General features: G+C 61.3%; 20 protein-coding genes and 2 tRNA genes. 17 read left to right on the top strand and 5 right to left on the bottom strand.

The features are described 5' to 3' along the window. Positions 1 to 261: 261 nt before the first annotated feature. Positions 262 to 3,849, bottom strand: coding sequence for a hypothetical protein (locus AC3EA7_RS02710; protein ID WP_488612488.1), 3,588 nt, complete (start codon positions 3,847 to 3,849; stop codon positions 262 to 264). A 176-nt stretch (positions 3,850 to 4,025) separates the two neighbouring features. Between AC3EA7_RS02710 and topA the strand changes: the two genes are divergently transcribed. The 5 genes from topA (at position 4,026) to AC3EA7_RS02685 (ending at position 11,118) form a co-directional block, all read left to right on the top strand. Further along, positions 4,026 to 6,557 carry a type I DNA topoisomerase gene (gene topA / locus AC3EA7_RS02705; protein ID WP_488612487.1) on the top strand — a complete coding sequence of 844 codons (2,532 nt, stop codon included), beginning with the start codon at positions 4,026 to 4,028 and terminating at the stop codon, positions 6,555 to 6,557. Positions 6,558 to 7,087: 530 nt separating this feature from the next. After that, complete coding sequence (locus AC3EA7_RS02700; protein WP_488612486.1) at positions 7,088 to 7,756, top strand: helix-hairpin-helix domain-containing protein; 669 nt, start codon at positions 7,088 to 7,090, stop codon at positions 7,754 to 7,756. Positions 7,757 to 7,770: 14 nt separating this feature from the next. Further along, entirely contained in the window at positions 7,771 to 9,192 is a 1,422-nt protein-coding gene (pyk, locus tag AC3EA7_RS02695; protein WP_488612485.1) for a pyruvate kinase, read from the top strand. Between the two features lie 272 nt (positions 9,193 to 9,464). Further along, positions 9,465 to 9,734, top strand: coding sequence for a hypothetical protein (locus AC3EA7_RS02690; protein WP_488612484.1), 270 nt, complete (start codon positions 9,465 to 9,467; stop codon positions 9,732 to 9,734). Positions 9,735 to 9,789: 55 nt separating this feature from the next. Beyond that, positions 9,790 to 11,118: a hypothetical protein gene (locus AC3EA7_RS02685; RefSeq protein WP_488612483.1), complete on the top strand. Its 1,329-nt coding sequence runs from the start codon at positions 9,790 to 9,792 to the stop codon at positions 11,116 to 11,118. An 80-nt stretch (positions 11,119 to 11,198) separates the two neighbouring features. Here AC3EA7_RS02685 and AC3EA7_RS02680 read toward each other — a convergent pair whose 3' ends face one another. Continuing rightward, complete coding sequence (locus AC3EA7_RS02680) at positions 11,199 to 11,444, bottom strand: hypothetical protein (RefSeq protein ID WP_488612482.1); 246 nt, start codon at positions 11,442 to 11,444, stop codon at positions 11,199 to 11,201. A gap of 370 nt (positions 11,445 to 11,814) precedes the next feature. Between AC3EA7_RS02680 and AC3EA7_RS02675 the strand changes: the two genes are divergently transcribed. The 4 genes from AC3EA7_RS02675 to AC3EA7_RS02660 all read left to right on the top strand — a co-directional run bounded on the left by AC3EA7_RS02675 (position 11,815) and on the right by AC3EA7_RS02660 (position 14,164). After that, positions 11,815 to 12,696, top strand: a complete 882-nt coding sequence (locus AC3EA7_RS02675) for a TolB family protein (RefSeq protein WP_488612481.1) — start codon at positions 11,815 to 11,817, stop codon at positions 12,694 to 12,696. Between the two features lie 158 nt (positions 12,697 to 12,854). After that, a complete protein-coding gene (locus tag AC3EA7_RS02670; protein WP_488612480.1) occupies positions 12,855 to 13,502 on the top strand; it encodes a hypothetical protein in 648 nt (215 codons plus the stop codon). 466 nt (positions 13,503 to 13,968) lie between these two features. Next, positions 13,969 to 14,045: transfer RNA gene (locus tag AC3EA7_RS02665), tRNA-Ile, on the top strand. Between the two features lie 43 nt (positions 14,046 to 14,088). Continuing rightward, positions 14,089 to 14,164: transfer RNA gene (locus AC3EA7_RS02660), tRNA-Ala, on the top strand. 114 nt (positions 14,165 to 14,278) lie between these two features. On the opposite strand, the gene AC3EA7_RS02655 is transcribed toward AC3EA7_RS02660, so the two are convergent. Then, a complete protein-coding gene (locus tag AC3EA7_RS02655) occupies positions 14,279 to 15,520 on the bottom strand; it encodes an amino acid ABC transporter substrate-binding protein (protein ID WP_488612479.1) in 1,242 nt (413 codons plus the stop codon). A gap of 812 nt (positions 15,521 to 16,332) precedes the next feature. Between AC3EA7_RS02655 and AC3EA7_RS02650 the strand changes: the two genes are divergently transcribed. The 3 genes from AC3EA7_RS02650 to AC3EA7_RS02640 all read left to right on the top strand — a co-directional run bounded on the left by AC3EA7_RS02650 (position 16,333) and on the right by AC3EA7_RS02640 (position 20,076). After that, a complete protein-coding gene (locus tag AC3EA7_RS02650; RefSeq protein ID WP_488612478.1) occupies positions 16,333 to 17,718 on the top strand; it encodes a dipeptidase in 1,386 nt (461 codons plus the stop codon). A 130-nt stretch (positions 17,719 to 17,848) separates the two neighbouring features. Then, the gene (locus AC3EA7_RS02645) at positions 17,849 to 19,720 is read left to right on the top strand and encodes a GmrSD restriction endonuclease domain-containing protein (RefSeq protein WP_488612477.1); all 1,872 of its coding nucleotides are present in this window, start codon (positions 17,849 to 17,851) and stop codon (positions 19,718 to 19,720) included. After that, positions 19,696 to 20,076, top strand: coding sequence for a hypothetical protein (locus AC3EA7_RS02640; RefSeq protein ID WP_488612476.1), 381 nt, complete (start codon positions 19,696 to 19,698; stop codon positions 20,074 to 20,076). The genes AC3EA7_RS02645 and AC3EA7_RS02640 overlap by 25 nt, the downstream gene beginning before the upstream one ends. Here AC3EA7_RS02640 and AC3EA7_RS02635 read toward each other — a convergent pair. Continuing rightward, positions 20,067 to 21,605 (bottom strand): collagenase, encoded by a 1,539-nt coding sequence (locus tag AC3EA7_RS02635; protein WP_488612475.1) that lies wholly within the window; start codon positions 21,603 to 21,605, stop codon positions 20,067 to 20,069. The genes AC3EA7_RS02640 and AC3EA7_RS02635 overlap by 10 nt on opposite strands. A gap of 137 nt (positions 21,606 to 21,742) precedes the next feature. Here AC3EA7_RS02635 and AC3EA7_RS02630 point away from each other — a divergent pair, with 137 nt between their 5' ends. Then, positions 21,743 to 21,874 (top strand): hypothetical protein, encoded by a 132-nt coding sequence (locus AC3EA7_RS02630; protein ID WP_488612474.1) that lies wholly within the window; start codon positions 21,743 to 21,745, stop codon positions 21,872 to 21,874. Positions 21,875 to 21,904: 30 nt separating this feature from the next. On the opposite strand, the gene AC3EA7_RS02625 is transcribed toward AC3EA7_RS02630, so the two are convergent. Beyond that, complete coding sequence (locus AC3EA7_RS02625; protein WP_488612473.1) at positions 21,905 to 22,246, bottom strand: hypothetical protein; 342 nt, start codon at positions 22,244 to 22,246, stop codon at positions 21,905 to 21,907. Between the two features lie 251 nt (positions 22,247 to 22,497). On the opposite strand from AC3EA7_RS02625, the gene rfbD reads away from it, so the two are divergent. The 4 genes from rfbD to AC3EA7_RS02605 form a co-directional block, all read left to right on the top strand. Then, on the top strand, positions 22,498 to 23,358 hold the full coding sequence (rfbD, locus tag AC3EA7_RS02620; protein ID WP_488612472.1) for a dTDP-4-dehydrorhamnose reductase: 861 nt from the start codon (positions 22,498 to 22,500) through the stop codon (positions 23,356 to 23,358). Between the two features lie 231 nt (positions 23,359 to 23,589). Further along, positions 23,590 to 24,528, top strand: a complete 939-nt coding sequence (locus tag AC3EA7_RS02615) for a glycosyltransferase family 2 protein (protein ID WP_488612471.1) — start codon at positions 23,590 to 23,592, stop codon at positions 24,526 to 24,528. 12 nt (positions 24,529 to 24,540) lie between these two features. After that, a complete protein-coding gene (locus tag AC3EA7_RS02610; RefSeq protein ID WP_488612470.1) occupies positions 24,541 to 25,371 on the top strand; it encodes a dolichyl-phosphate beta-glucosyltransferase in 831 nt (276 codons plus the stop codon). 12 nt (positions 25,372 to 25,383) lie between these two features. After that, positions 25,384 to 25,749: Uma2 family endonuclease (locus tag AC3EA7_RS02605; protein WP_488612469.1), on the top strand; the 366-nt coding region annotated here is incomplete at its 3' end.

Raw genomic sequence — 25,749 nt, 5'->3', positions numbered from 1 at the left:
CACCCCCCTTGCCCCCCTCTTCCACGAGGGGAGAGGGGAGGAGGGGGCGATGCGGCGCGTTTGCACAGGGCAAGGCGCCGCATCGCCCCTACGCCCCCTTATCACCCTTGAAACCCCATGCGCTGGATGGGGCGCTGGCGGCCTTGCCTCCCGCCTCCTGCCCCTTGCCTCCCGCCTCCTGCCTCCCGCCTCCTGCCTCCCGCCTCCTGCCCCTTGCCTCCCGCCTCCTGCCTCCCGCCTCCTGCCTCCCGCCTCCTGCCTCTAGCCTCCTGCCTCCTGCCCTGAAACTCCGTGCGCTGGATGGGGCGCTGGCGCCGCCTCGCCTATATTCAATCCCACAATCTGCACCCCCAGGCGGCGTGGGTCGTGGCTTGCGGGATCGTCGCGCGCAGGGATGAACGGCGGGGTCTGCACCCGCAGCAGGATGTGCCCGGTCGGTGAGTGCGGCAGGGTGCGCGGATCGGCGATGAGCATGATGACCGTCGGTTCGTCGCCAGGGGTGATACAGACTGGCGTGGTGAATACCGCCTGGGCTGCGTCATCGGCGGAGTAGCCGGGTTCGGCGGCAAGCGCCAGGCAGGTTTCGCCGGTGAGCGCTGCCGGTCGCGTGCCGGCAGCAAGCGTCGCGGTAATGGTGAGCGGTTCGGTCGTTGGCGCAGGCAGGCGGAAAAGCGCGTCGCCGTCGGTCCAGGCGATCAGGCGGTTGCCGATGCGTTCGGCGCGGTAGACGCCGCGCACCTGGTAGGCGTAGTCATCGGGGGTGATGCTGAGCGGCAGCGGTTCCGCCGACTGCTGTTCTTCGGGCAACAGGCGGTAGAGCGCAAAATCGAGGGTGAAGCGCTGGACGGCGGAGGGTTTGTGATCGGTTGGCTGTTCGTACTCTGGCAGGTCGAGTTGCAGCCGTCCTGCGGGTTCGAGCCGCCATCCCGGCAGGACGAGCGCGCCGCTTGCGCTAATCGCCAGGTAGAGCGGCCGTCCCTGGTCGTGCCAGCGGCGGATGTAGCGCGCCAGGTGCGATGCGTACCGCCCAGGGTCGCGGCTTTTCAGCGCAAATGCGTCAGTGCCAGCGGCGAAGGTGAGCGGTGTGGCGAGCAAGTCGGGGATGTCGCGCGCCTGCGCGAACGACGGCGCGCCGCCGCGCATGAGCACAATGGCGCCCGGATCGAATTGGTTTGCCATTGCCCCAATCTGTTCCAGCGCGCCGGCGTACTCGGTATGGTGGAACGTGGGGCGTCCGGTGACGACCAGGAACAGAGAGAGGGCAAGGGTGAGGAAGAGGCGGAGAACCGTTGAAGGTTGAAGGTTGAGGGTTGAGGGTTGAAGGTTGGGCGGCGGTGATTCGGGCGCGGGCGTAATGGGTGGAGCGTCAAGAGTTGTAGAGGCGGTGCAATCCGCCGCCGGTACAGAGGAAGGCGGCGGCGTAGAGACGTTGTATTGCAACGTCTCCACAAAGGATCGCATGTTCAAAGGCATGCGGGCGATGGCATACGCGATGCCGATGGCGAACGCCGGGTAGACGTGCGGGACGTAGCGGCGCATGATGTAGATGTAGTGCTGGTCGCTGGTTCCGTAGGTCAGCCGCAGGAACACGACCGAGGTGACAGCGGCGATGACCAGGAAGAGCCAGGATGATGAGTCGATGCGATAGACCAGCAGCGCCAGGCCGATGAGCGCAAGGGCGATCCCCGGCGGCGACAGGTACCACCCCAGGCGCACCAGGTTCGCCTGCGCTGCGCCGAACAAGTCGCGCAGCACGTAGCGATCACAGGCGCGCAGCGTGGTCAGTGTTTCTGGTGCAATCTTCGTCTGGTCGAGCAACCCGTCCCGGATGACTTCCGGTATCGTGCGTCCATGGGCGGCTGCGGGCAACGTGGCGCGGCGCAGCGCGATGCATGCGTCGAGCGGCGGGGTCACGCGGCCGCGCACAGCGCCAATGGCGCGGTCGATCCATGCGGCAAGCGGATCGATATAGGCTGGCGTGGCAATCGGCGCACCGACGTACCCCTGCAATGTCAGGCATGCGCCCTGTGGGTTCGTCAGTTGTTCCGGGGACAGGCATGTGGGGAGCGCAGCGATGACCGACAGCGACAGGACCTGCGGGCGAATGAGGTAAGCATAACCGCCAAGCCCGATAACCGCAATGGCGGCGAGCAAGCGCAATGGACGATTCAGGCGCGCCAGCGGCGGCACGATGCGGGCGATCAGGTTCAGACGACGGATTGCAATCAGGGTAGCGACAATCACAACGACGATCAGCGTTTCGCTGCCGATACGGGTCCAGTTCAGCGGCGCATCGACCGTCGGCGGCATGCCGGCGATCGGTGGGCAGGGTTGCATCGTCAGGCGCGAGCAGGGGCGCAACAGATAGACCTGGCGCAAGGTCGGGGTGAGGAACGGCAGTGCGAGTGCGGCGGTGAGCGCAAAATCCTGGAGACGGGCAAAGAGCGTATCGAAAAAATAGGCGCGCGCCAGGAACGCGATCTGCAACCCGGCGTGCAGCAGCATGGCGCCTGTCCCTGCCAGCAGCGCGGTGTGTGGCGGCCTCCAGCGGCTTGCGAGCCAGGTGTAGAGCAGGTAGAGCGCCACCGGACCCAAAACGAGAAAGAATTCAATGCGCGTCAGCGCGAGTTGCCCGAACGTCAGCCCGGCGAGAAGGGCGAGGACCATTTCGCGTTGAAGGTTGAAGGTTGAAGGTTGAAGGTTGAAGGTTGAAGGTCGTGCATCAGGCGGTTGCGGATCGGTTTCGGGCGTTGCGCGATTTGCATTGAGCGTTTCGTGTTCTACGTTGAGTGCTGAACGCAGAGTGTCAGACGTTTCCGGTTGAACGCCGGGCATTGCCGGTTGGATCTTGGGCATGTCGCGGTTCGTGTTGAACGTTGAACGACCGAAGGCGGCGGCAAAGGCGTAGAGACCGGCAAAGACGAGGAACTGCGCAGTGGTTTCGGCAGTGGTGTAGCGGCTGAACCAGACCTGAACGGCGTTGAGCGCTAGGAAGAGCGCTGCCAGGAGCGCCACCCAGGGACCGGCGAGGCGGCGGGCGAGCATGGCGACGCCCCAGACGCCGAGCAGACCGGTGACGGCGGGCGCGAGCAATCCGGCGTGCAATCCGAAAAACGCGGCGATCAGTCCAATCCATGCCGAGAAGAGGTGCAACCCCTGCGGCACGACGCGCCCACGCGCCAGGTCCCCCTGGTCGATAAAGAACCCGGCGGCGCGCAGGCGGGTGGCGATGAAGCGCTGCGGATTCTGCACGCCGAGGAAGTTGGTCTCTGCCTGGCGCGCTGCATCGGCGAGCGCCGGATCGGGTGACTGCTGATCGGCGGCGATCTGCGCCACCAGCGGGTCGGCGAAGGTGAGCGAACCGGTGCGCGCCATGATGAATCCGGCATTGGCATACACGCCAGCGTCGCGCACGCCAATGATCGTCTCGAAAGGGCGGGAGACGAGGAGAGCGAAAATGAGGAGGAGAGCAACGAGGAGCAGAGGCGTTGAATGTTGAACATTGAACGTTGAATGAAGCGACGTTGCATCGCAACGGCTCCTCACCATATCCCAACGTCTCCATACGTTCATGAGCCGGAGCGGAGCGCCGGGTGTGCGGCGGCGCCCGATGAACAGGGCAATGAGGCAAAGGGCAATGATGATAGCGGCATGCAGCGGCGCGGAGAAGACGCCGATCTGCGCCAGAGCGAACGCCAGCCATCCGTTGAGCAACGCGCCGATCAACGCATATTCAAAGTATCGTTCGAGCGGTTCGTCTGCGCGATATGCGGCGGGCAGCGCGTGGGAGATGATCGCGCCGACCAGGATGAGCGCCAGGATGATGAACGTGAGAATAACAAAGGTCACGTGGTTGAGAACCTCTGCCGATATGCGGCGCAATTCAACCGGGCGCCGCATTATAGCACGCAGCGGATATACTCTTGACAAGCGGATCATCAACCTCTATAGTGGCACGGGTGAGAGATTGCGGGATGTACCCTTGCACACCAATGCTGGAATGGTGATCTGGAACTGGACTGGATATGGGCGAAAAATTGGTGATTGTCGAGTCGCCGGCGAAGGCGCGCACAATTCAGAGGTATCTTGGTTCGGGCTACCGGGTCGAGGCGTCGATGGGGCATGTGCGCGATCTGCCGAAGAGCGATCTTGGCGTTGATCTGGAAGCGAACTTTGCGCCGGCATACGAGATTTCGCCGGGCAAAGAGAAAATTATCGCCACCCTGCGCAAATCGATCCGTCAGGCGGATGCCGTCTATCTGGCGACCGACCCGGACCGTGAGGGGGAAGCGATTGCCTGGCATATTACCGAGGCGGCGAAGATTCCACGCAGCAAGCCGGTCTACCGGGTGGTCTTCACCGAGATCACGCCTGGCGCAGTGCGCAGCGCCATGGCGTCGCCGCGCGACATCGACCGCCGGCTGGTCGATGCGCAGCAGGCGCGGCGCGTGCTGGATCGTCTGGTGGGCTACAAACTCTCGCCGCTGCTGTGGGACAAGGTGCGGCGCGGGTTGTCGGCAGGGCGGGTACAGTCGGTGGCGGTGCGTCTGGTGGTCGAGCGTGAGCGCGAGATCGAGGCGTTCGTTCCCCAAGAATACTGGACTATCGAAGCGGACCTGTTGAAACAGAACGCGAGCGATGCGCAGCGCGACGCCTTCCGCGCCGTCCTGATCGAGCGCGCCGGCAAGAAACTCGAGAAGTTTGACATCGGCGCGGGCGATCAGGCGCAAGCGATTATTGCCGATCTGGAAGGCGCCGCATATGTTGTGCGCAAGGTGACGCGCCGTGATAAACGGCGCAGTCCGGCGCCGCCATTCACCACCAGCACATTGCAACAGGAAGCCGGACGCAAACTCGGCTTTTCCGCCAAACGCACCATGGCGGTGGCACAGCAGTTGTACGAAGGCGTCGATATTGGCGGCGATGAAGGACTGGTCGGCCTCATTACGTATATGCGCACCGACAGCGTGAATGTGTCGCGCGAGGCGCAGGAAGAGGTGCGCGCGGTTATTCGTGAGCGGTTTGGCGAGGCATATCTGCCGCCAAAGCCGCCAGTCTACAAAACAAAGACGAAGGGAGCGCAGGAGGCGCACGAGGCAATTCGCCCAACCCTCAGCCGCCGCACGCCGGAACAGGTGCAACCGCATCTCACGAGCGACCAGTACCGGTTGTACGACCTGATCTGGAAGCGGTTCGTCGCCAGCCAGATGGAGGCGGCGATCTTCGACAGTACGACGGTGGACATTGGCGCCGGACGGGAGATTACACGCAGCGCAGGGAGCGACCCGTACACCTTCCGCGCCACCGGTTCGGTGCTGAAGTTCCCCGGTTTCCTGGCGGTCTACAACATCAGCCTGGACGAAGGCGAAGAAGACGAGGATAGCGAGCGGCGGTTGCCGTTGCTGGAGGAAGGGGAAATGCTCGATCTCCTGCAATTGCTGCCGATGCAACACTTTACCGAGCCGCCGCCGCGCTTCACCGAAGCCAGCCTGGTAAAGGAACTGGAGCGGCTAGGGATCGGGCGTCCCTCGACCTATGCGCCGACGATTTCAACGATCATCGAGCGCGAATACGTCGAACTCGCCGATAAAAAACTTGTGCCGACCACGCTCGGTCGAGTCGTGACCGATCTGCTGGTGGAGCACTTTCCAAGCATTGTCGATTACGGCTTCACATCGGAAATGGAGCAGCAACTCGACGACATCGCCGAGGGAGAAAAGGAATGGGCGCCGGTGCTGCGCGCGTTCTACGAACCGTTTGAGCAAAAACTGGCAGATGCGCAGCGTAGCATGCGCAACGTCAAGCGCGAAGAAATCCTGACCGATCTGACCTGTCCCCGGTGTAACCAGGGCCAACTGGCAGTCAAGTTCGGCAGGAACGGCGAGTTTCTGGCGTGTAACCGCTACCCGGAGTGCGATTTCACGAGCGACTTCCACCGCGACAGCGATGGGCGCATCGTGCTGGACGCGCCATCATCGCCGGAGATGAGCGATGTCATGTGCGATGTCTGTGGGCGACCGATGGTGCTGAAGAAAAGCCGCTTCGGTCCATTTCTGGGATGCAGCGGGTATCCGGAGTGCAAGAACACGCAGCGGCTCGACAAGCAGGGGAAGCCGGTGCCGCCGCCGAAATCGACCGGCGTCACCTGCCCGAAGTGCGGTCAGGGCGAACTGCTCGAGCGGCGCGGCAAATTCGGGCGACCATTCTTCGGATGCAGCCGCTACCCAAAGTGTGACTACCTGGTCAATTCGCTGGACGAAGTCGCCCAATACACGCCCGACGCCAACGGAGCGTCGAAGCCGCAGGCGGAAGAACCGGCGGCAACGGATGCAAAGGCGACCGCTGCCAGGAGGCGGGCGAAAACCGGCAATAATGGCGTGGCTGCCGACGCAGAGACGGCTGCCGCCAGAAAACGGGCGAAACCCGGTGCGAATGGCGCGGCGGCAGAGAAACCGACGAAAACCGGCGCGACTGCCAATGGGAAACGGGGGAAACCCGGCGTGAATGGCGCGGCTGCAACCCCGACGACGCGGACGAAGAAGCAGGGGGAGCGTTGAAGGTTGAAGGTTGAACTCACTGTTCGCTTATCTTTCTAACGGATGGCTTCCTGATGCGATCCGCGACTTGACAAATAAAGACGCAGTCGTGAAGACGGTTCCGTTTTAGGGCATCAGGAAGCCTTGCACAAAAATGAGCGAACCGAGACTTGAAGGTTGAAGGTTGTGCAATGCACGCGTGAAGGTAGAAGATGGAAAGGTTGCAGGTTGCAGGCAGGTCAGGTGAGGACTTCGGGTGTGACATGGCAATGCGCAGGGGCGCACGGCTCACCTCTCACCTCTCGCCTCTCACCTCTCACCTCTCACCTCTCACCTCTCGCCTCTCGCCTCTCGCCTCTCGCCTCTCGCCTGAAACCGACACAGACTCGGCGGCGTCGACGGGCTTCTGGTATTGATGGGCATGGTACGATGGATAGCGCGCGCAGGTGACCAACAGGTCGTTGCGCGGTGGTGCGTTTTCGGGATAATGGAACGAGAAGGGCGCGAAATTCGCGTCCTGGCGCGGCAATGATTATCCCGGGAGCGTGGTTGTGGAGTTGTTCAGTGAATTGATGCAGCGCAAGGCGCTGGTGGCAGCGGCGTTGTTCTTCGCCCTGGGAGCGGGCATCCTCGGGCAAACGGCGCTGGAGCGTCTGACTCCGCAGGGCGTGCAATCAGGACCCAACGAACCGGCGGCGGACGTTATCGACGATACGTTTGTTGAAGACAGTCTTGACCAGGATGTGCCGGCGCGCACAGCAACGCCAACGAGCGTGGCATATATCGTTGCCTATGTGAGTGGCGCCGTGCGCGCGCCGGATGTGTATCAGTTGCCGGTTGGGGCGCGGGTAAAGGATCTGGTGCTGGCGGCAGGCGGGTTGAGCGATGATGCCGACATCGAGCGGATCAACCTGGCAGCGCCGGTTGCTGATGGTCAGCACGTGCGGGTGCCGTGGCATGGGGGTGGAACGACGGGTGTGGAGGCGACGCCTGAAGAAAGGAGCGCCAGCGCAGGTTCTGGGCGATTGCTTGATCTGAACCGGGCAACAGTTGCTGAACTCGATGCACTGCCAGGCATCGGCAACGTGCTGGCGAGTCGGATCGTCGAATGGCGCGAACGGGAGGGACCGTTTCAATCGGTCAATGATCTCGGCAAGGTGGAAGGCATCGGTCCTGCATTGCTGGCAAAACTGACGCCCCTGGTGACCGTTGCCCCATAACAGAGCAGGAGCATATGCGCCGCACAAAAATTGTTGCAACGATTGGGCCGGCCAGCAACAGCCCTGAGGTCATCGAGCGGTTGCTGACCGCCGGGATGGATGTCGCGCGCCTCAACTTCTCACACGGAACCCACGAAGAGCACGCTCAACGGATTCAGATATTGCGCGAGATTGCTGCGCGCAAAGAGCGCCCCCTGGCGCTGTTGCAGGACTTGCAAGGACCGAAGATCCGCACCGGACCGCTGGTTGATCGCAAGCCGGTGATGCTGCGCGCTGGCGACCGTTTCACGATTACGACGCAGCAGACGCCGGGAACCGCGAGCATGGTCAGCACCACCTATGCCGCACTGTCACGCGATGTGCGTCCCGGAGATCGGATTCTGATCTCCGACGGGCTGATCGAAGCGCAGGTGGTGCGTGTTTCGAGTGATGAGGTTGAGACGGAAATCGTGGTTGGCGGGGAACTACGCGAAAACCAGGGCATCAACCTGCCGGGGATCAACGTCAGCGCACCGGCGCTCACCGACAAAGACCGCGATGATCTGTTGTTTGGTCTGGCGCAAGGGGTTGACTATGTGGCGCTCTCATTTGTGCGGCGAGCAGCAGACCTGGTGGAGATCAAGGCGCAGATCGCGGCTGCGGGCGCGTCCACGCCGGTGATTGCGAAGATCGAGAAGCCGGAGGCGTTGCACGACTTCGAAGCCATTCTGGAAGCGGCAGACGGGATTATGGTCGCACGCGGCGATCTGGGGGTCGAGATGCCGCCGGAGCAGGTGCCGATTGTGCAGAAGCAACTGATCGAAGCGGCGAACATGGCGGGCAAGCCGGTTATTACCGCAACGCAGATGCTCGACTCGATGATCCGCAACCCGCGCCCGACGCGCGCCGAGGCGAGTGATGTCGCCAATGCGATTATCGACGGCACGGATGCGGTGATGCTCAGCGGTGAAACGGCCACCGGCGCTTACCCGGTCGAGGCGGTGCGGATGATGGCGCGGATTGCGGAAGTCGCCGAAGCCAGCGGACGGCGCGGCGACCACAGCCACGAGGTGCTGTGGCGCTTCCACGAGCAGCCGACGGTCGCAGCGGCAATCAGTTCTGCGGTGCATGCAATTGTGCAAACATTGCCGGTGACTGCGATTGTGGCTTTCACCACGAGCGGCAACACAGCCCGTCTGATGGCGCGGCAGCGGCCAAAGACACCGATCTTTGCCTTCACTCCTTCCGAAGCGGTCTACCGGCGGTTGAGCCTGGTGTGGGGTGTGACGCCTATTCTCAGCCCATATGTGGATCGGCTCGATGATCTGGAACAAGCAGTGAGGGGCGTGTTGATCGGTCGAGGATATGCGCGCCCTGGCGAACAGATCGTCGTGACCGGCGGGCATCCGATTGCCACACGTGGCGCGACGAACTTCGTAAAGGTGATACGGTTGTGAATTTCTCACCGCGTTTTTATCCTGCGCAGGGCGCAAGAATGGTATAGTGTCAGAGGTTCTGCACGTAATACGACCGAATATCGCCGGTCGCTGATGATAGGGACGCTTCTGTGCTGGAAACGGGATTGCCCGGATTACTGATTATTATGGCGCTGGCAATTATCCTGTGCGGTCCGGCGCCGTTGATACATGGATGGAGATGGTTTCGACGCAGAGCGCAGGAAGTGATACGTTCTGTGCGTTCGAAGCCGTTGCAGGAAGAATGAGCCGTCATGCACCAGGTTTGTGCATTGCGATGGTGTACGGTCAGTCTGCTCATCATAGCGACGCTGCTGTCCATGGTTGTTCTGCCGGCGGCGCTGGCGGCTGAACCGACACCGACGCCGGCGGTTGCTGCTGCGCGTGATGAGAACCTGGCAGGACCGCTGATCGGTCTGTCGCTGGCGATGGCGTCGAGCGCACTGGCGGTCGGCATTGCCCTGGGGTTGCGACGGCGCATCGATGAGATCGGCGAAGAAGGCGATGCGCACAGGCAGGAGTGACACGCAGAAACGGTTTCTACGATGTGCCGAAGTGTGCGTGATCCTGATGGCGTTCATGCTCGCAGCGACAGGAACGCTCCCGATCCAAACGGCGCCGCCGGCGATAGCGCAGGAATATTCGACGCTGGCGCCTGCCACGGTTCCGCCCGATCTGATGGGCATCGTCATTCGTGACCCCTGGTTTGATTTCGACACCAACCCCGCATTTCCCGGTCAGCCGAATAAGACCTTTCAGGATCGCATGGGATCGGCACTGGCGCAGATGGGTGTGCGCTGGGTGCGCCTCGATTTTCGGATTGCCGCGCCGCTCGATGCGCAGTTGCCGCCGGATTTCATCGAGCGCGAAATCGCCAAGAACGACTATTTTATCAATGAAGTGGCGCCTCGCCATGGCTTCAAGGTGCTGGGGTTGCTCGGTTTCGACCTGATTCAGGGTACGGATGCGCACGTGCTCAACACCGGTCCATTCACCGAAACGTCGATCTATGGCGGCGGCGTGAACCGCTACATGGATGAGTGGCTGACACGGGCGCTGATGATCGCAGACCGCTATGGCGAGCGGGTGGCGGCGTACCAGGTGCTGAACGAGCAGAACCGCCTGCCGCAGTACCTGCCCGGCGGACCGGCGGGTGACGGCATCGAGCCGGTCATCGTGGCGCGGATGATAACGAAACTGTACCGTTTTTGTCGTGGCATTCCGCCGCTGCCGCGCCCGGAGCCGTATCGCTGCGCCCACGCGGAAATCGTTGCCGGCGGGTTGCATCCGCGTGGCACAACCGACGGCGTAAGCGACCAGACGATCCTGACCGATGCTAACTATCTAAAGCAGATGTATGCGAGCGAGCCGTTCCAGATATTCAAGAATACCCACGGTCGCTGGCCCGTCGATGGCATCGGGTATCACCCGTACCCGGAGGAGATCCGCCTCTCGCCGAACGATGTATTGGTCGACCGCGGATTGAACCGGATGCGCACGGCGCTCGCGGAGGCGGGCGATCCGAATGCGCCGTTCTGGATCACCGAGATCGGGTACAACGTCGGGTTCGATGTGGACGGACCGCGTGGACCGATCCCGCCGCAGACCGAGGCAGGGCAGGCGGAGTTTCTGCGCGATGTCTACGTGTCGCTGGCGGCGCGCGGCGATGTGGCGCACATTTTCTGGTTCAAGTACGAAGATTTTCCGCCGGCGGACGGACCGAATGCGCAGCGCTGGGGGCTGGTGCGTATTCCGTTTCGCGCGCCGCAGCCGGGTGAAAATTGCCCCGGCGGAGCATGCTACGCCATTGATGGCGACCCGGAACGCTGGCGTCCTGCCTACCTGGTCTACCGCGAACTCGCCGGATTGCCGGTGTACCGGCAGCATTTCCCGGTCATGGCGCGGTGAGGGGCTTGGGTGCGTCCCCACGGGTGTAGAGTTTTTTGGATGCGAGGGGTATTTGCCGCGTCTCGAAGCCTTTTTCTTCCTCACCCCCCTGCCCCCTCTCCCGCGTCCCCGCTTGCGGGAGAGGAGGTGTGCAAGAAACGCTTGAAACGGTCGCAATACATATCGATAGCGCCAGCAGCGCGAAGGAACGCCTCTGGTTCAAGATCATCCGGGTGGATCACCCCGCGATGTTCCTGCAAGTCGAGCAGTGACCAGGTTCCAGCATCGGGATGCTCATAGAAAAGGGCAATATCCAGCGACTCCAGGCGCATTGCCTGTTCCTTCATTCGAAGATCCATTCATAAACGGTTTCTGTCACCTTTGACAATGGGAACGGCGCGGTGGCGGCGTTGTGGTCGCCAGGGGCGAAGACGGTGTTACTGCGCGCCTTCCCTGTGGACGCATGCGGGTGTCCACGGTCTTCTACAGGGCGCCGGGCGCATGGTACTACAAGACCCTGATGACAAAATATTCATAGTGTGCGGTTCAGATATCGCGAGACGGGAAGTTATGCTATCGTAATGATAAACATCTCAGTAATGTTTTGCGATAGTGGTGTGATGGCTGATGCCGGAACAATGAAATGGAATGAGCGAACGTGTACGAAGGGGGATGGTTGTGCCTATTCAACCGGTGTTTCGATGAGCGTGGACGCAGATGCGCGGAAGGGTGCTGCGGCGCATTCTGCTCTTTGTATGCGTATGCGGATTGTTCGGCAGCGGAACGATGGCGCTCTCGCAGTCTTCGGCGCCGACGAACGCGCTTAATCTGATACAGGACGGCGGTTTCGAGCAGCAAGGCGAGGGCTGGGAAGTGTGCGGCAATGTGGTTCTAATCGATGCTCGATCGGTCGGCGCCGAGTTCGTCTATTCAGGACGCTATGCCATTCTGATGGGCAGGGATGCTGATGGCAGCGATTGCCCGCAACTGCCCGATCTGACGACGCCAAAGCAGATATTGACTCAGCAGATCAGCATTCCCGCAAATGCCGACGCCGTGACCGTTTCCTTCTGGTTTCGCGCCGCCGCAGGTACGTCGGTCGATGTGTTCCTGGCGGAAGGTTTGTACCAGTTTGATCCGAACCTGAATGGCGTCAAGCTGGGATCGTTCGCAACCGACCAGCCGCCGGGGTGGCAGTTGTATCGCACCGTACTCCAGGGTGATCGTCTCGATAGGGTGCGCGGCAGGACGCTGCGGTTCAGCATTGTGATTCAAGGTCGCACTGATGTCGGACCAGACACGGTCTTGCTGATCGATGATGTGCGGGTCGTTGCCGCTGATGAGCGCACCATTGCATCGCCCCTGCCGCCGGCGCTGCGCGGCGACGGCAGCCGTCCGCTGGCGGTCGTCCGTCGTGAGGGGCAGAACCGCTGGCTGTATCGCATGGACACAGACGGCGGCAACGTCCAACTGATCTATCGCGGGCTGCTCGGCAATGTACGACATCCCGCGTGGTCACCCAATGGCCAGCGCATTGCTGTGGTTGACAACAATACCTGGCCCGGCCCGCGCCCGACCCCGATCCGCAGAATAACCTGAGTGCGTCTGCGGTCACTGTGCTGAACGCCGATGGCAGTGGCGCAAGACAGATCTATCAAACGCAAAGCCGGAAGGGATCGCGTTGTCCGTTCGTTCCGACTCCTGGAGAACGCAGTGAAACCCCATCCCTCATCCTCCGGGTTTCCGGGGTTCAGTGGATGCCGGATAACAATCGAATCGTTCTGAGCCAGACAGGGTTCGGCGTCTTTTGCGATGGACGTTTTGCGCAGGGCGGACGATCCGATATTCTCAGCGTTACTCCCCCCTCAATCGCTCTCTCGACTCTGGCGGAGCACGCGACGCGACCAAGCGTCAATCGTAATGGACAGGTGCTGTTCGATGGTTTTGATCTCTCATCGTCGCGCAACAATCGCGCCGATGGGGTGTGGGAAGCCACCCCTGGCGCCCAGCCGCCCGAAAGACGGTTGCTTACCAACAATGCCGACCGCGAACCTGTATGGGCGCCGGATGGCGAACGCTTCGCCGTGGTGCGGGTGACGACCAGCCCTTCGGCGGATGTGAGTGATCGCACGTTTGCGATCATGCTCTATAATCTCCAGCGTCTCAACAATCCACGCATGCTGCTATTCGCCGATCATGGTCGACTCATCAGCAGTTTGAGCTGGTCGCCGGATGGGGCTTACCTAGTCTATACGCTCGAGCAGTTCGATGGCCGAACCGATATCTGGTGGCTGGATGTATCGACCGGTGCGACGGGACCGGTTACCACGGACGGGGTTGCGCTCGAGGCGGTGTGGCGTCCTGGGTCGACAAATCGCGTGTTTCTGCCGCTGTTCGTGCGGTGAAGGCGGGTAGGGAAGCGAAGGGCGCCGCCCACACAGGACGCACGAGAGGAATGTGCGCTGCTGGAGGGGAGCAGCAGCGCACATTGTCATGCGGTAGCCCGACGTGTTGCTCTAATACTAATGTGCGGATCATTCGTACTATACTGCGCGGAGCGCGCGGCAGGACGCTGGGGCGCTGCGGACGAAAGCCCTCGCTGAGGACGCGGTTCGACTATGCTCACCGCACGTGCAAGCCCCGTTGGGGCTGCTGCTGCCAGGGCGTTGTGGATTGTTACGCCTTGGGAACCGGGCGTCTGACTGACTGCAAGTTAGTATAAGCCGGTCGAAGTGCTGAGCGCACGAAGAGCGCTGCCGCGCCTGTGCCCTGGCGTTTACGGCGCTTGACAGCGACACCGCAGCGTGGTATCTTATCCCCCCGTGAGTGCAGAGTAGCGCGTTGTGCGCTGGTGTGGTACAATACAGTTAGGGGCGTATAGCTCAGCAGGTTAGAGCGCGATCCTGATAAGATCGAGGTCGGTGGTTCGAGTCCACCTACGCCCACCAGATAAGCGGAGAATTGAGATACGCTCAATTCTCGCTTTGTTTCGGGGCGGTAGCTCAGTTGGGAGAGCGGCTGCTTTGCACGCAGCAGGTCCGGGGTTCGAATCCCCGTCGCTCCACCAGAAAGACGCCATCGGGAAATAAACCGTATGTTCCGCACTTCGACTCGCTCAGTGCAGCGCACTTCGACTCGCTCAGTGCAGCGCGCTTCGACTTGCTCGGCGCACCGCCGTGTATCAACGGAACGGCGGGGAGGCAAGCACGCCGCCAGCGCCGAGGTTCCAGACCTTGTTTGGTCCGCGGTCGAGGTTGATGACGGTGTTCGGTCCCAGGTTGCGGTTGTAGATGTCGCCGTAGTTGCCGACCTGCTTGATAATCTGGTAGGCGAAGTCGTTCGGCAGCCCCAATCCCTCGCCGAAGTTTCCTTCAAGTCCGAGCAAACGTTTGATGCGCGGATCGGCGGTGCTGGTGCGCAGGCGATCAACATTGCGCTGATCGACGCGCAGTTCTTCGGCATAAATCGTGGCAAAAACCGTCCAACTGATCACATCGAGCCACTGATTGTCGTCGCGGGCAATGACAGGACCGAGCGGCTCGCGTGAGATGCGGTCGCCGAGGATGACGTGGTCATCAGGGTTTTTGAGTTGCTGGCGTTTGGCGGCGAGCTGGGAACTGTCGCTGGTCACTGCGTCGCATTCCCCTTCGTCATAAGCCGGGTAGAGTTCGTCTTCGCCGTTGAGGACGCGAGCGGTGAACTGAATCCCGCGCGCAGCGAAGTCGTCGTTGAGGTTCTGCTCGCTGGTCGTGCCTTTGGCGACACAGATAGTCTTGCCTGCCAGGTCTTCCAGTTTTGTAATCCGGTCTTTGACTCGCACCATGAAGGTCTGACCGTCATGGAATGTTGTGGGACCGAATGCCAGCCCGCTGATGTTGCGCCCCAGCGTCCATGTCGTGTTGCGGAACAGCACATCGACGCGCCCTTCGCGCACGGCGTCGAACCGGTTGTTTGGTCCGGGTCCGGTGACAAGCGCAACGAACTCCACTTTTGTCGCGTCACCAAAGATTGCAGCAGCGACGGCGCGGCAGAAATCGACATCGAAGCCGCTCCACGTCTGGCGCACATTGTCGTAGAAGCCGAAGCCCGGCAGATCGGCGTTGGTTCCGCAGATCAGGTAGCCGCGTTCCTTGACGCGCGCCAGGATTTTTTGCGGCGCTGGCGCAGGCGTGGGAGGCGCAGCGGTGGGAAGGGCAGAAGTCGCCACTGGAGTATCGGGTAGCGCAACCGTTGGCGACGGAGCAATGTCGGTCGTGGGGGTCGGCTGCCCCGGCGGCGCGGGTGTAGCGGTTGCAATAAGGATGATCGGCGCGGGTGTGGGTTGGCTGCCAAGCAACCCGCCGAGGTCGCCGCACCCGGCGAGGATAAGCGTCAGTACCATGAGTGCCAGCGATGTGATTCGAGCATTAAGCGACGTGTGCATGGGTCAGGGCTCCTCTTACGGAATCTGTTGTGCGTGTATGGTAGCACATCAACAGGTTACAGGTTGAAGGTGGACAGGTGGGAAAGTTGCAAGTTGAAGGCGGGATAGTCCCCGTAGCGACGTTGCACCGCAACGTCGCAAACCGTGCACCGCAACGTCGCAAACCGTTGCAGGTGAGAAGACGCGCCCGCCAGGAAATGGTAGGGGCACGCCGTGGTGCGCCCACGGGGATGGCGCGCCCATGTGGGGTAATGGTAGGGGCACGCCGTGGCGTGCCCGCGCCGGTGGCGTGCCCGCGTGCCCGCGCGCCGGTGATTCGCCCGTAAGGAGATGGTAGGGGCACGCCCTGGCGTGCCCGCAGGGTGTGGCCTGCCCGCGTGCCCGCGCGCCGGTGATTCGCCCGTAAGGAGATGGTAGGGGCACGCCCTGGCGTACCCGCGGGGTGTGGCGTGCCCGCAGGGTGTGGCGTGCCCGCAGGGTGGGGCGTGCCCGCGTGCCCGCGCGCCGGTGATTCGCCCGCGGGGTGTGGCGCGCCCGCGGGGTGTGGCCTGCCCGCGGGGTGTGGCCTGCCCGCGTGGGGAATTGGTAGGGGCACGCCGTGGCGTGCCCGCGGGGTGTGGCGCGCCGACGGGGGTGGCTCCGTGTCCTCTGTGCCTCTGTGGTTGATTAAGAATCGCCAGAAGAAGGGTGTCCAGGCATTCAGGTTGCGGCTTGACAGCCAGGCGTTCTGTGCCGATAATCGGCTGCTACAGTCCCCAAACTGCTGATTTTCGCCACGATTCTTTGCTCTGACCATCCACAGGAGGCTTTCAATGACCTGGCAGACATACCTGAACGAACAGCAAGACCGGTTTCTTGCGGAGTTGCTCGATTTTCTCCATATTCCAAGCGTGTCGGCGCTGCCGGAGCATGCGGGGGATGTGCAGCGCGCTGCGGAGTGGGTGGCGGAACGGATGCGCGCCGCTAGCATCGAATCGGTGCAGGTCCTGCCGACCGGCGGGCATCCCGTTGTGTATGGCGATTGGCTCCACGCGCCTGGGAAGCCGACGGTGCTGATCTACGGGCACTTCGACACGCAGCCCGCCGATCCGCTGGAGTTGTGGGACCATCCGCCGTTTGAGCCGGTGGTGCGCGATGAACGGGTGTATGCGCGTGGCGCATCGGACGATAAGGGAAATATGTTGCCGCCAATCCTCGCGGTTGAGGCGTTGTTGCGTACCAGGGGCACGTTGCCGGTGAATGTCAAGTTTTTGTTCGAGGGTCAGGAAGAGATCGGCAGTCCGCAGATTCCGGTGTTCGTGGCGTCACACCGCGAGATGCTGACGTGCGATCTGGTGGTGAGCAGCGATGGCGGGCAGTGGAGTGAGACCGAACCGGTGATCCTCACCGGTCTGCGTGGTGGGTGCGGCGTGCAGATCGATGTACGTGGTCCGAATCGTGACCTGCATTCCGGCCTCTACGGTGGTGCGGTGCAGAACCCGATCCATGCGCTGGCTGCTATTCTGGCGTCGATGCGCGGCGCCGACGGGCGCATTCTGGTCGAAGGGTTCTACGATGCGGTGCAGCCGCTGACCGATGATGAGCGACAGCGGTTTGCCTCGGTTCCCTTCGATGAAGCCGCGTATATGGCAGACCTGGGGGTGACGGCGTTGTGGGGGGAGGCGGGATACACGGTCTACGAGCGCACCTGGGCGCGCCCCACCCTCGAAATCAATGGGGTCTGGGGCGGGTTCCAGGGCGAAGGGGTGAAGACGGTGCTGCCCGCCGAGGCGCATGCCAAGATCACCTGCCGACTGGTTGCCAATCAGGACCCGGCGACAATCGTGGAGTTGCTCAAGGCGCACGTGCAGCAGCATACGCCGCCGGGTGTGACAGTCACGGTGACGCCGCTGAAGTTTCTGGCGAAGCCGTACCTGATGCCGTTCGATCATCCGGGGAACCGCGCCGCGCGTGATGTGCTGGTGCACATGTACGAGCGCGAGCCGTATGAAGTGCGCAGCGGCGGCAGCATCCCGATCTGCACCATTTTGCTGGACGAATTGGGGGTCTACACCGTCAACTTCGCGTTTGCGCTGGAAGATGAGCGCCAGCACTCGCCAAACGAATTCTTCCGCCTGAGCAGTTTCCGGCGTGGGCAGGAGGGGTATTGCCTGCTGCTGGAGCGGCTGGCGGATGTGGAGGTAGGGGGTAGGGGGTAGGGATTAGGGGGTTAAGAACCGGGAGCCAGAAATTGAAAACCGGCAGTTGACGTCGCTAAATGGCGACGATGTGCTCGTCTTATCTCAACACAGGCGCATACATATAGAATGATTTCGGGAGCGTAGCCATATGAAAGACGTGCAGAAACCAGATCACATCAGCCTCAATACCCTGATTGGTCGGTTGCGGGAAGGTCGCTACGTCATTCCAGACTTTCAGCGCGAGTTCGAGTGGAAGCCTTCGGATATTCGTGAGCTGATGCGATCAATTTTTCTAGACTACTATATTGGCAGCCTCCTGCTTTGGAAAGGAAAGAAGCAGAACTTTGAAGCGCTGGCGTGCGAGCCGCTGTACGGATTCTCTGGGAAAGGCGATCCCTCTCACATTGTTCTCGATGGTCAGCAGCGCCTCACCGCGATGTATTATGCCTTCATGGCGCCTGATGCTCCAGCGCCTGATCGATCAAGGCGCTTTCTGTACTTTATCTGTGTAGATAAATTCATGGAAGAGGTTTACGATGAGGCTTTTGAATATGACTGGACAAAACGGGGCGAGAATATTTTAGCTGATCGCAACGCTCAGTTTGAGACCCATATGTTTCCGCTCGCTGTTGTAGGAAAGAGCGGTTGGGAATTGCCTAATTGGGTGCAGGGCTATGAGAAGCACTGGCGGGAGAAAGAAACGGCGGCTCGAAACATGGGCGACAATCAGGAGGCTCAGATTGTAGTCCGTCACGTAGAGAACGCACGCGCCTTTGGCGAGTATTTGAAGGGTATCACCGAACAATATCAGATTGCATATATTGAACTCGACCAAGACCTCGAGATCAACAAGGTGTGCGACATTTTCACTCAGATCAATAGTCGTGGCATTCGTCTCGATGTGTTTGATCTAATCAATGCTCTGCTCAAACCAAAAGGTCTTCAACTAAAGAGCCTGTGGCGCGAAGCAGCGAAAAAGCTTAATTTCGTCGAATCTGAACGGATGAACGTCTATATCCTTCAGGTGATGTCGATACTGCTTCAGGCATACTGTTCGCCTCAATATCTCTACTATTTGCTTCCTGGACAAGAGAAGAAGGTGCGTGAACCGGATGGATCGCTGCGGAAAGAAGTGCCGATCCAGAGTGTTGCTGAATTTGAGCGACTCTGGCATCAGTCTGTCGATGCACTCGTCCGAGCTATTGATCTGCTGCGTCATCCTCAGGAATTTGGCGCCATCTCTGCGAAATATTTGCCCTATGTCTCGATCCTGCCAGTCTTTGCAGCAATTCAAGAGGTGGCTCGTCATCTTCCGCCGGATCGTCAACTGGATGCACAGCGCAAAATTCGGCGCTGGTACTGGGCCAGCGTTTTCACCAATCGCTATTCAGGCGCGGTTGAGTCTACTTCAGCGCGAGACTTTCTGGACCTGAAAGCCTGGTTTGAGAATGACACCGTAGAACCTGGCCTCATCGCCGAGTTCAAAACACGTTTTCGCAACCTTGACCTGCGCCGTGAGACTCGTCGTGGTACATCAGTCTACAATGGCATTTTCAACCTGCTGATCGTGCGCGGCGCGCGCGACTGGATGATGGGCAGCGTGCCTCAGCATAGCGATCTCGATGACCATCACATCGTTCCCAAGAGTTGGGCAAGAGATCGCAATCTTGCGACATCTATCGACTCGATCCTGAACCGCACACCGCTCACTGCTGAGACTAATCGTCTTCTCATTCGCGAGCGATTACCGAACCTGTACCTTCCCGAACTTATTCGCAGGAATGGTGAAGCAGTCGTCCGGGAAACGCTGGAGACGCACTTTGTCTCCTCAACGGCTTCGATATTCTGTTGCGCGATCCGTTCACGCCTGACGATTTCGAGGCGTTTCTTGCCGAACGCCAGCGAACCTTTCAGGAGGCGATCGAGGATCTGCTGGTCAAAGAGCGTCTTGATCTGTCGCCTCGTCTCCGTGAGTTGGACGCAGATGTGGAAGCGGTGGAACTGGCGCTGCGTACACTGATTGATCAAACCCTTAGCAGTGATCCGGGTAAACTTCCTTCTCACATTCGGCAGAAGATAAACGAACGCACGCAATCGGCAGCAAAGAAGAATCCTGCTCTGGATGCCTCCTACTACGCAACACTCGCAGGGATGCTCGAGTACGCTGATTTGCGCGAGCTGCAGGACATTATTGTTAACGGTGCGCTATGGCCGCTCTTCCAGGCGCGTTTCGCCAGTAAAGAGAGTTTTACCAGGCGCTTTGATCAACTTGCTGAGTTGCGCAACAGCATTCGCCACAGCCGTACAGTGAATGAGATCACGCGCAAAGAGGGCGAGGCGGCGCTTGTCTGGTTTCGGCAGGCGCTTCAGGTATGACCTCGGCTACACCACTGCGCCAGCGCGGCGTGCCATTCCGATTGGAGCGCTGCGAGCGATGGCGCGCCAGCGATCGCTGGTACATCGCTCTGGCGGTAAGTGTTGGCGCGAAAGGCGGCGGCGATTGCGCGCACGGCGCCTGGTCGCTCCTGGATCAAGAAGGTGACGAATGCCCACGCCTCATCATACGCGAATGTGCCATACTGGTCGTATCCTGCGCGCTGCGCCAGCAGGCGCGTCAGGTCGGGAGGAACGGGGCGTGAGCAGATGCGGTCGAGCGCGGCGCGTGCGCCGGAGCCGGGGTCGCTGAGGCTGGCGAGGTATTCGGCGATGCCTTCGTCGAACCACCCTTTTGGTTCGGCATGGTAACCGGGATCGTGCCAGCCGCCGGGAAAGAGGTATCGTCCGGTCAGGTAGTGACCAAACTCGTGGGCGATGGTCGCGTTGGTTGTGTTGGCGCTTTCGGCAGCGTCGCGCTCGTAGGTGGAGAGCACGCCGTCGCGCTCGACGTAGATCCCATCGACATCGGCGCCGAAGCCGACGAACGCCAGCATGTACTCGCGAAAGACGCTGCGGTTGGCGAAGAGTTTGATCGTCAGCGTCTCGTGGGGATCGCCAGGCACGGGATCGGTGGCACCGGTCAGGTCGAAAAATGTGGTGCGCAGATGTTCCAGCCGTGCAGCGATGGCGAGAAGGTCTGCCGCTGGCGACCCGGCGCAGATTCGCACCATGGGCTGATCGAGGCACGATGGGAGATGGATCGCCTCGAACTCGGCGCGCAACGCAGCGAACCGCTCGCCGCCGAAGCGGTCGAGGGCGCGGGCAAGCGCCGCGCGCGCAGCGAAGGGTCCTGGCGCCGTTTCGGGAATGCCGGAGATGAAGCGTCCGGCGTGGAGGGCGGGAGGCGTCATCGGGAGCCTATCGGCGGGCGCCAGGCGCGCGGCTGTGTCCCAGGCAGCGTTCAGGGCTGTGGTGACGCGCGCGCGCGCCGCCGCGTCGAGTTGATCGTCGCGCAGGCGCGCAATGGCGTCGGCGGCGCGCGCGCGCACGCCGGGTTCGTCGGATTGCAGTCCTGCCAGGAGAAATGCCAGATCGTCGTCGTTGAGGGGTCCGGTGCGCGTGGCGATCAGGCGCGTGGCGGCGTATGCCGCGCGGGTGCGCAGATTCGCCCCGCCACCTGATGTGAGCGCAATTGAGGTGAATGCCGGTTGCGCGTCATACGCCGGGAAGAAGAAGGTGTCGAGAATCCAGATCGCATCGGCGCGCACATCGTCGTGCGGGTCGGTCTGGAGCAACATCAGCAGATGGGGGCGCAGCAGCGGCGCAGCGCGCACCACAACCCGGCGCGCCGGTTCGTTCGGCGGGCGCTCCGCCATGCGACCGATGACGCGCAGGGCGTTGCGGCGCGTCAGGCTGTGGAAGTCGGGAGCGGTCAGGGCGATCAGACGTTCGAGAGTCTGGTCATCGGCGATTGCAGCAAGGGAACGCGCAATCTCTTCGGTGCAGTCGTATTCTGATGCGTAGAGCATTATGATGAGCGAGTGTGGTCCGGTGTGATGAACGCGCGGACAGGCGGGGGTGGATGGAGGTTGCGGCGGTTGCGGCGCGGCAGTGGTGAGGATGAGGGCGAGGAGCAGGATTGCAGGCGTAGTGCGGGGCATGCGGGTTGCGAGAACTGAGAACTGAGAACCAAGAACTGAGAACTGAGAACCAAGAACTGAGAACTGAGAACCAAGAACTGAGAACTGAGAACCAAGAACTGAGAACTGAGAACCAAGAACTGAGAACCAAGAACTGAGAACCGGAATGCCGGGAGACGATCTGATTATCACGGCGTACTGTCGGGATCGAGGCGAATGACGGCGAGACGGTGCGCTGCCTCGAAGGTGACTGCGCTGCGGCGGGAGCGGTTCAGGAGCCATACAACATAATATTCGTCGGTTGAATAGATCGAGTGAGATGAACAGAACGAATTGCCTGGCTGGTTGCTGGGCACGCGGCAATTCGGCGTATGGGTGGCGAAGGCGCGTATGTGAAATGAACCCAGCGTCAGGTTGATGTGCGGTGCATCAATGACACGACGCTGCACTGCGCCGATGCCAATGATACCTGCCATGAGCGTTGTCGCCAGCAAAGCAACCAGCGTGATTCCTATCCAGCGCATGTGCATTGGCGACCTCGCCTTCCTGCCGTTTTTTCACCACAGAGCCACAGAGAACACCGAGAAACATCGAATTCGCCCCTTCCGCCTTCGCACCTGTCACCGGCGCGTCCTCTCGCCCCTCGCCTCGCGCCACTTGCTCCTTACCTGTTATTGTACCTGAGAAACGGGTCGAGTAACGGCGAAACGAGCGCCATCCTTGACGCTCACCCGACAATCTTCTATCATACCGTAATGCCAGGATGTGGCGAGGAGGCGATATGCGCATTGCGGTGACCGGTGCGAGCGGACAGTTGGGGCAGGCGTTGCAGCGCGTTCTGGCAGGCGTGCACGAGATCATTCCGTTGAGTCACGCCGATCTGGACCTGGAGCGTCCCGATTGTGTACAGACACTGGTTGCAACCGGCGCGCAGTGCGTTATTCACCCGGCAGCCTACACGAATGTCGATGGGTGCGCCCGTGATCCCGACCGCGCCTATCGCGTGAATACGCTGGGAACGCGCTACGTGGCGCTGGCGTGTCAGGCGCTCGATGCGTCGCTCGTGTATATCAGCACGAATGAGGTCTTCGACGGTGCGGCGTCATCGCCGTACCTGGAGTATGACCGTCCTGCGCCGATTAATCCGTATGGCTTCTCGAAGTGGGCTGGCGAACAGGCGGTGCGAGAACTGCTGCGCCGATTCTACATTGTGCGGGTTGCCTGGCTGTTTGGCGGCGAGCGCAACTTTGTGCGCACTGTGTTGCGCCTGGCAAGTGAGCGCAGTGAGATCGCCATGGTTGTGGACGAGATCGGCAGCCCGACCTATGCGCCTGATGCTGCTGCCGCCATTGCGCGCCTGGTCGAAACGCCGTACTACGGGACGTATCATCTGGTCAACGAAGGGTTCTGTTCGCGCTACGAATTTGCGGCAGCAGTGCTGCGACTGGCAGGGCGCGCCGACGTGACATTGCGCCCGATGAATCTGGCGGAGTATCAGCGCGCCAGCCGGGTGCCGCCGTATACGCCGCTGCGCAACGTCGCCGCCGCTGCTCTGGGCATCCGTCTGCGTCCGTGGGAAGAGGCGCTGGCGGAATATGTGGGAAGGTTTTACACGTTGAACGTTGAACGTGCGCCAGCGTAGGGGCGCCCGTGGGAACGTTGCACATGGGAAGATGGGAAGTTGGCAGGTTGAAGGTGGGAAGGTTTCGGGTTGGACGGATGGGTGCAGAGAGAGGGTGAAGCGCGCCTCTCTATGCTCTCTGCGTCTCTGTGGTTCAGAGACAGGTTGAAGGCGGAAAGGTGGCAGGTGGAAGGTTGCATGCTAAGCAAGCGATCTAACCCCTAATCCCTGGTTCTTGGTTCTCGGTTCTCCATGATCGACATCATCATTCCAAATTACAACGGCGCCTCACTTTTGCCGACCTGTCTCGACGCGCTGCGGGCGCAGACGCGGCGCGATTTCTGCGTGGTTGTTGTGGATGATGGGAGCACGGATGACTCGGTTGCCCTGGTACGGCGGCGCTACCCTGAAGTGCAGGTGATTGCCTTACCGCACAATCGTGGGCTGGCAGCGGCGGTCAATGCTGGCATCGAAGCAACCGGCGGCGAGTACGTCGTGCTGCTCAACAATGACACCGAGGCGCATCCGCGCTGGCTGGAGCATCTGATCGGCGCGCTGGATCGCTACCCGGCGTATGCCTTCGCCGCCAGTAAAATGATGTTGTTCGACCGGCGCGATCACTTTCATTCAGCCGGCGATTACTACCGTCTCGATGGCGTTCCCGGCAGTCGGGGCGTCTGGCAGCGCGACGTGGGACAGTTCGACGTTATGGAAGAGGTGTTTGGTCCCTGTGCTGGCGCCGCAGCGTATCGGCGAGCGGCGCTGGAAGAACTGGCGGAGGATGGCCGGGTCTTCGATGAGGACCTGGTTATGTACTGTGAGGATGTCGATCTGAATGTGCGCGCCAGGTTGCGCGGCATGCGTACAATCTATGTCCCGCGCGCCGTGGTGTATCACCGGTTGAGCGCGACCGGGGGGGGGGCGCTGGCAAGTTACTACTGTGGACGCAACTTTATGCTCGTCTGGGCAAAGAATATGCCTGCGCCACAGATACGGCGCTACTGGCCCCGGCTAATCTGGTCGCAGATCGGGTTTGCACTGCATTCGCTCTGGCATATCCGTGAACCCGCGGCACGCGCCCGTTTACGTGGGCAGTTCGATGGATTGCGGGTACTGCCTCGATTTGTGCGCAAACGCCGTCGCACAACAGGCAGGCATATCAGTCCTCTGGCGGTTGAAACACGTTATTGACAAGGAGTGACCGTGACCTCCATCGAGCCTGCTCCCTATCTTTCAGTCGTGATCCCGGCGTACAACGAAGAACGCCGGCTGCCGGCGACGTTGCGGCGCGTGCTGGAGTATCTGGCGCAGCAACCGTATCCTGCGGAAGTGATTGTCGCCGATGATGGCAGCACTGATGGGACGGCGGCTTATGTCGATCGGCAGCTCGATGTGCATCGCAACCTTTTCCTGCTGAGACTGGATCACCGGGGGAAAGGGTATGCAGTGCGGGCAGGTGCGCTGATGGCGCGTGGCGAGTATATTTTGCTCTGCGATGCCGATCTTGCGGTGCCAATCGAGAAGTGGGAGCGGCTGCGCCGGTATCTCGAGAGTGGCTACGATGTGGCGATCGGGTCGCGTGAAGGGTTGGGGGCGCGACGAATTGGCGAGCCGTGGTATCGCCACGTGATGGGGCGCATTTTCAATGCCATTGTGCGCCTAGTGGCGGTCGGGGGCATTCAGGACACCCAATGCGGCTTCAAGGCGCTGCGGCGCGTCGTGGCGCACGATCTCTTCCGGCGGGTGCGCATCTATGGGGATGATGCACCGCACGTCGAAGGGGCGGCAGTCACTGCCTACGATGTCGAGCTGCTCTATCTGGCAGTGCGACGGGGCTATCGCATCGCTGAAGTGCCGGTGGTCTGGCAGTACGGCGAAGAGACGAAGGTCAACCCGCTGCGCGATTCATGGCGGAACCTGCGCGATGTGCTGAAGGTCCGCTGGTTTGCGCTGTGCGGCAGGTATACCGGCCTTGATGCGCCGCTGACGACGGCGACTGAGGAAGGCGCGCGCAGCACTGTTGATACCCGATGAGGAGAGGTTTCGATGAGTGTGGCAGCAGCAACGCTAACCGCCGAAGACCTGGCGCAGATGTCGTTCGGGGAGCAGCGGGTCGAACTTGTGCGCGGAGAGGTGATCACAATGGTGCCGGCCGGCGCGGAACATGGTGAACTGGCGATGACACTGGGGGCGTTCATCCACGCCTTCGTGCATAAGCATCGGTTGGGCGTCGTCTATGCCGTCGAAACCGGGTTCATTCTGGCGCGCAACCCGGATACGGTGCGCGCGCCGGATGTGGCGTTCGTCGCGGCGGAACGGGCCGCGCACCAGCGCGGTCGCGCCGGGTTCTTCGAGGGTCCGCCCGATCTGGCGGTTGAGGTGGTTTCGCCGAACGACACCGCAGAGGATGTC

The sequence above is a fragment of the Roseiflexus sp. genome (assembly GCF_057785375.1).
This window is presented reverse-complemented; position numbering and strand designations above follow the sequence as displayed.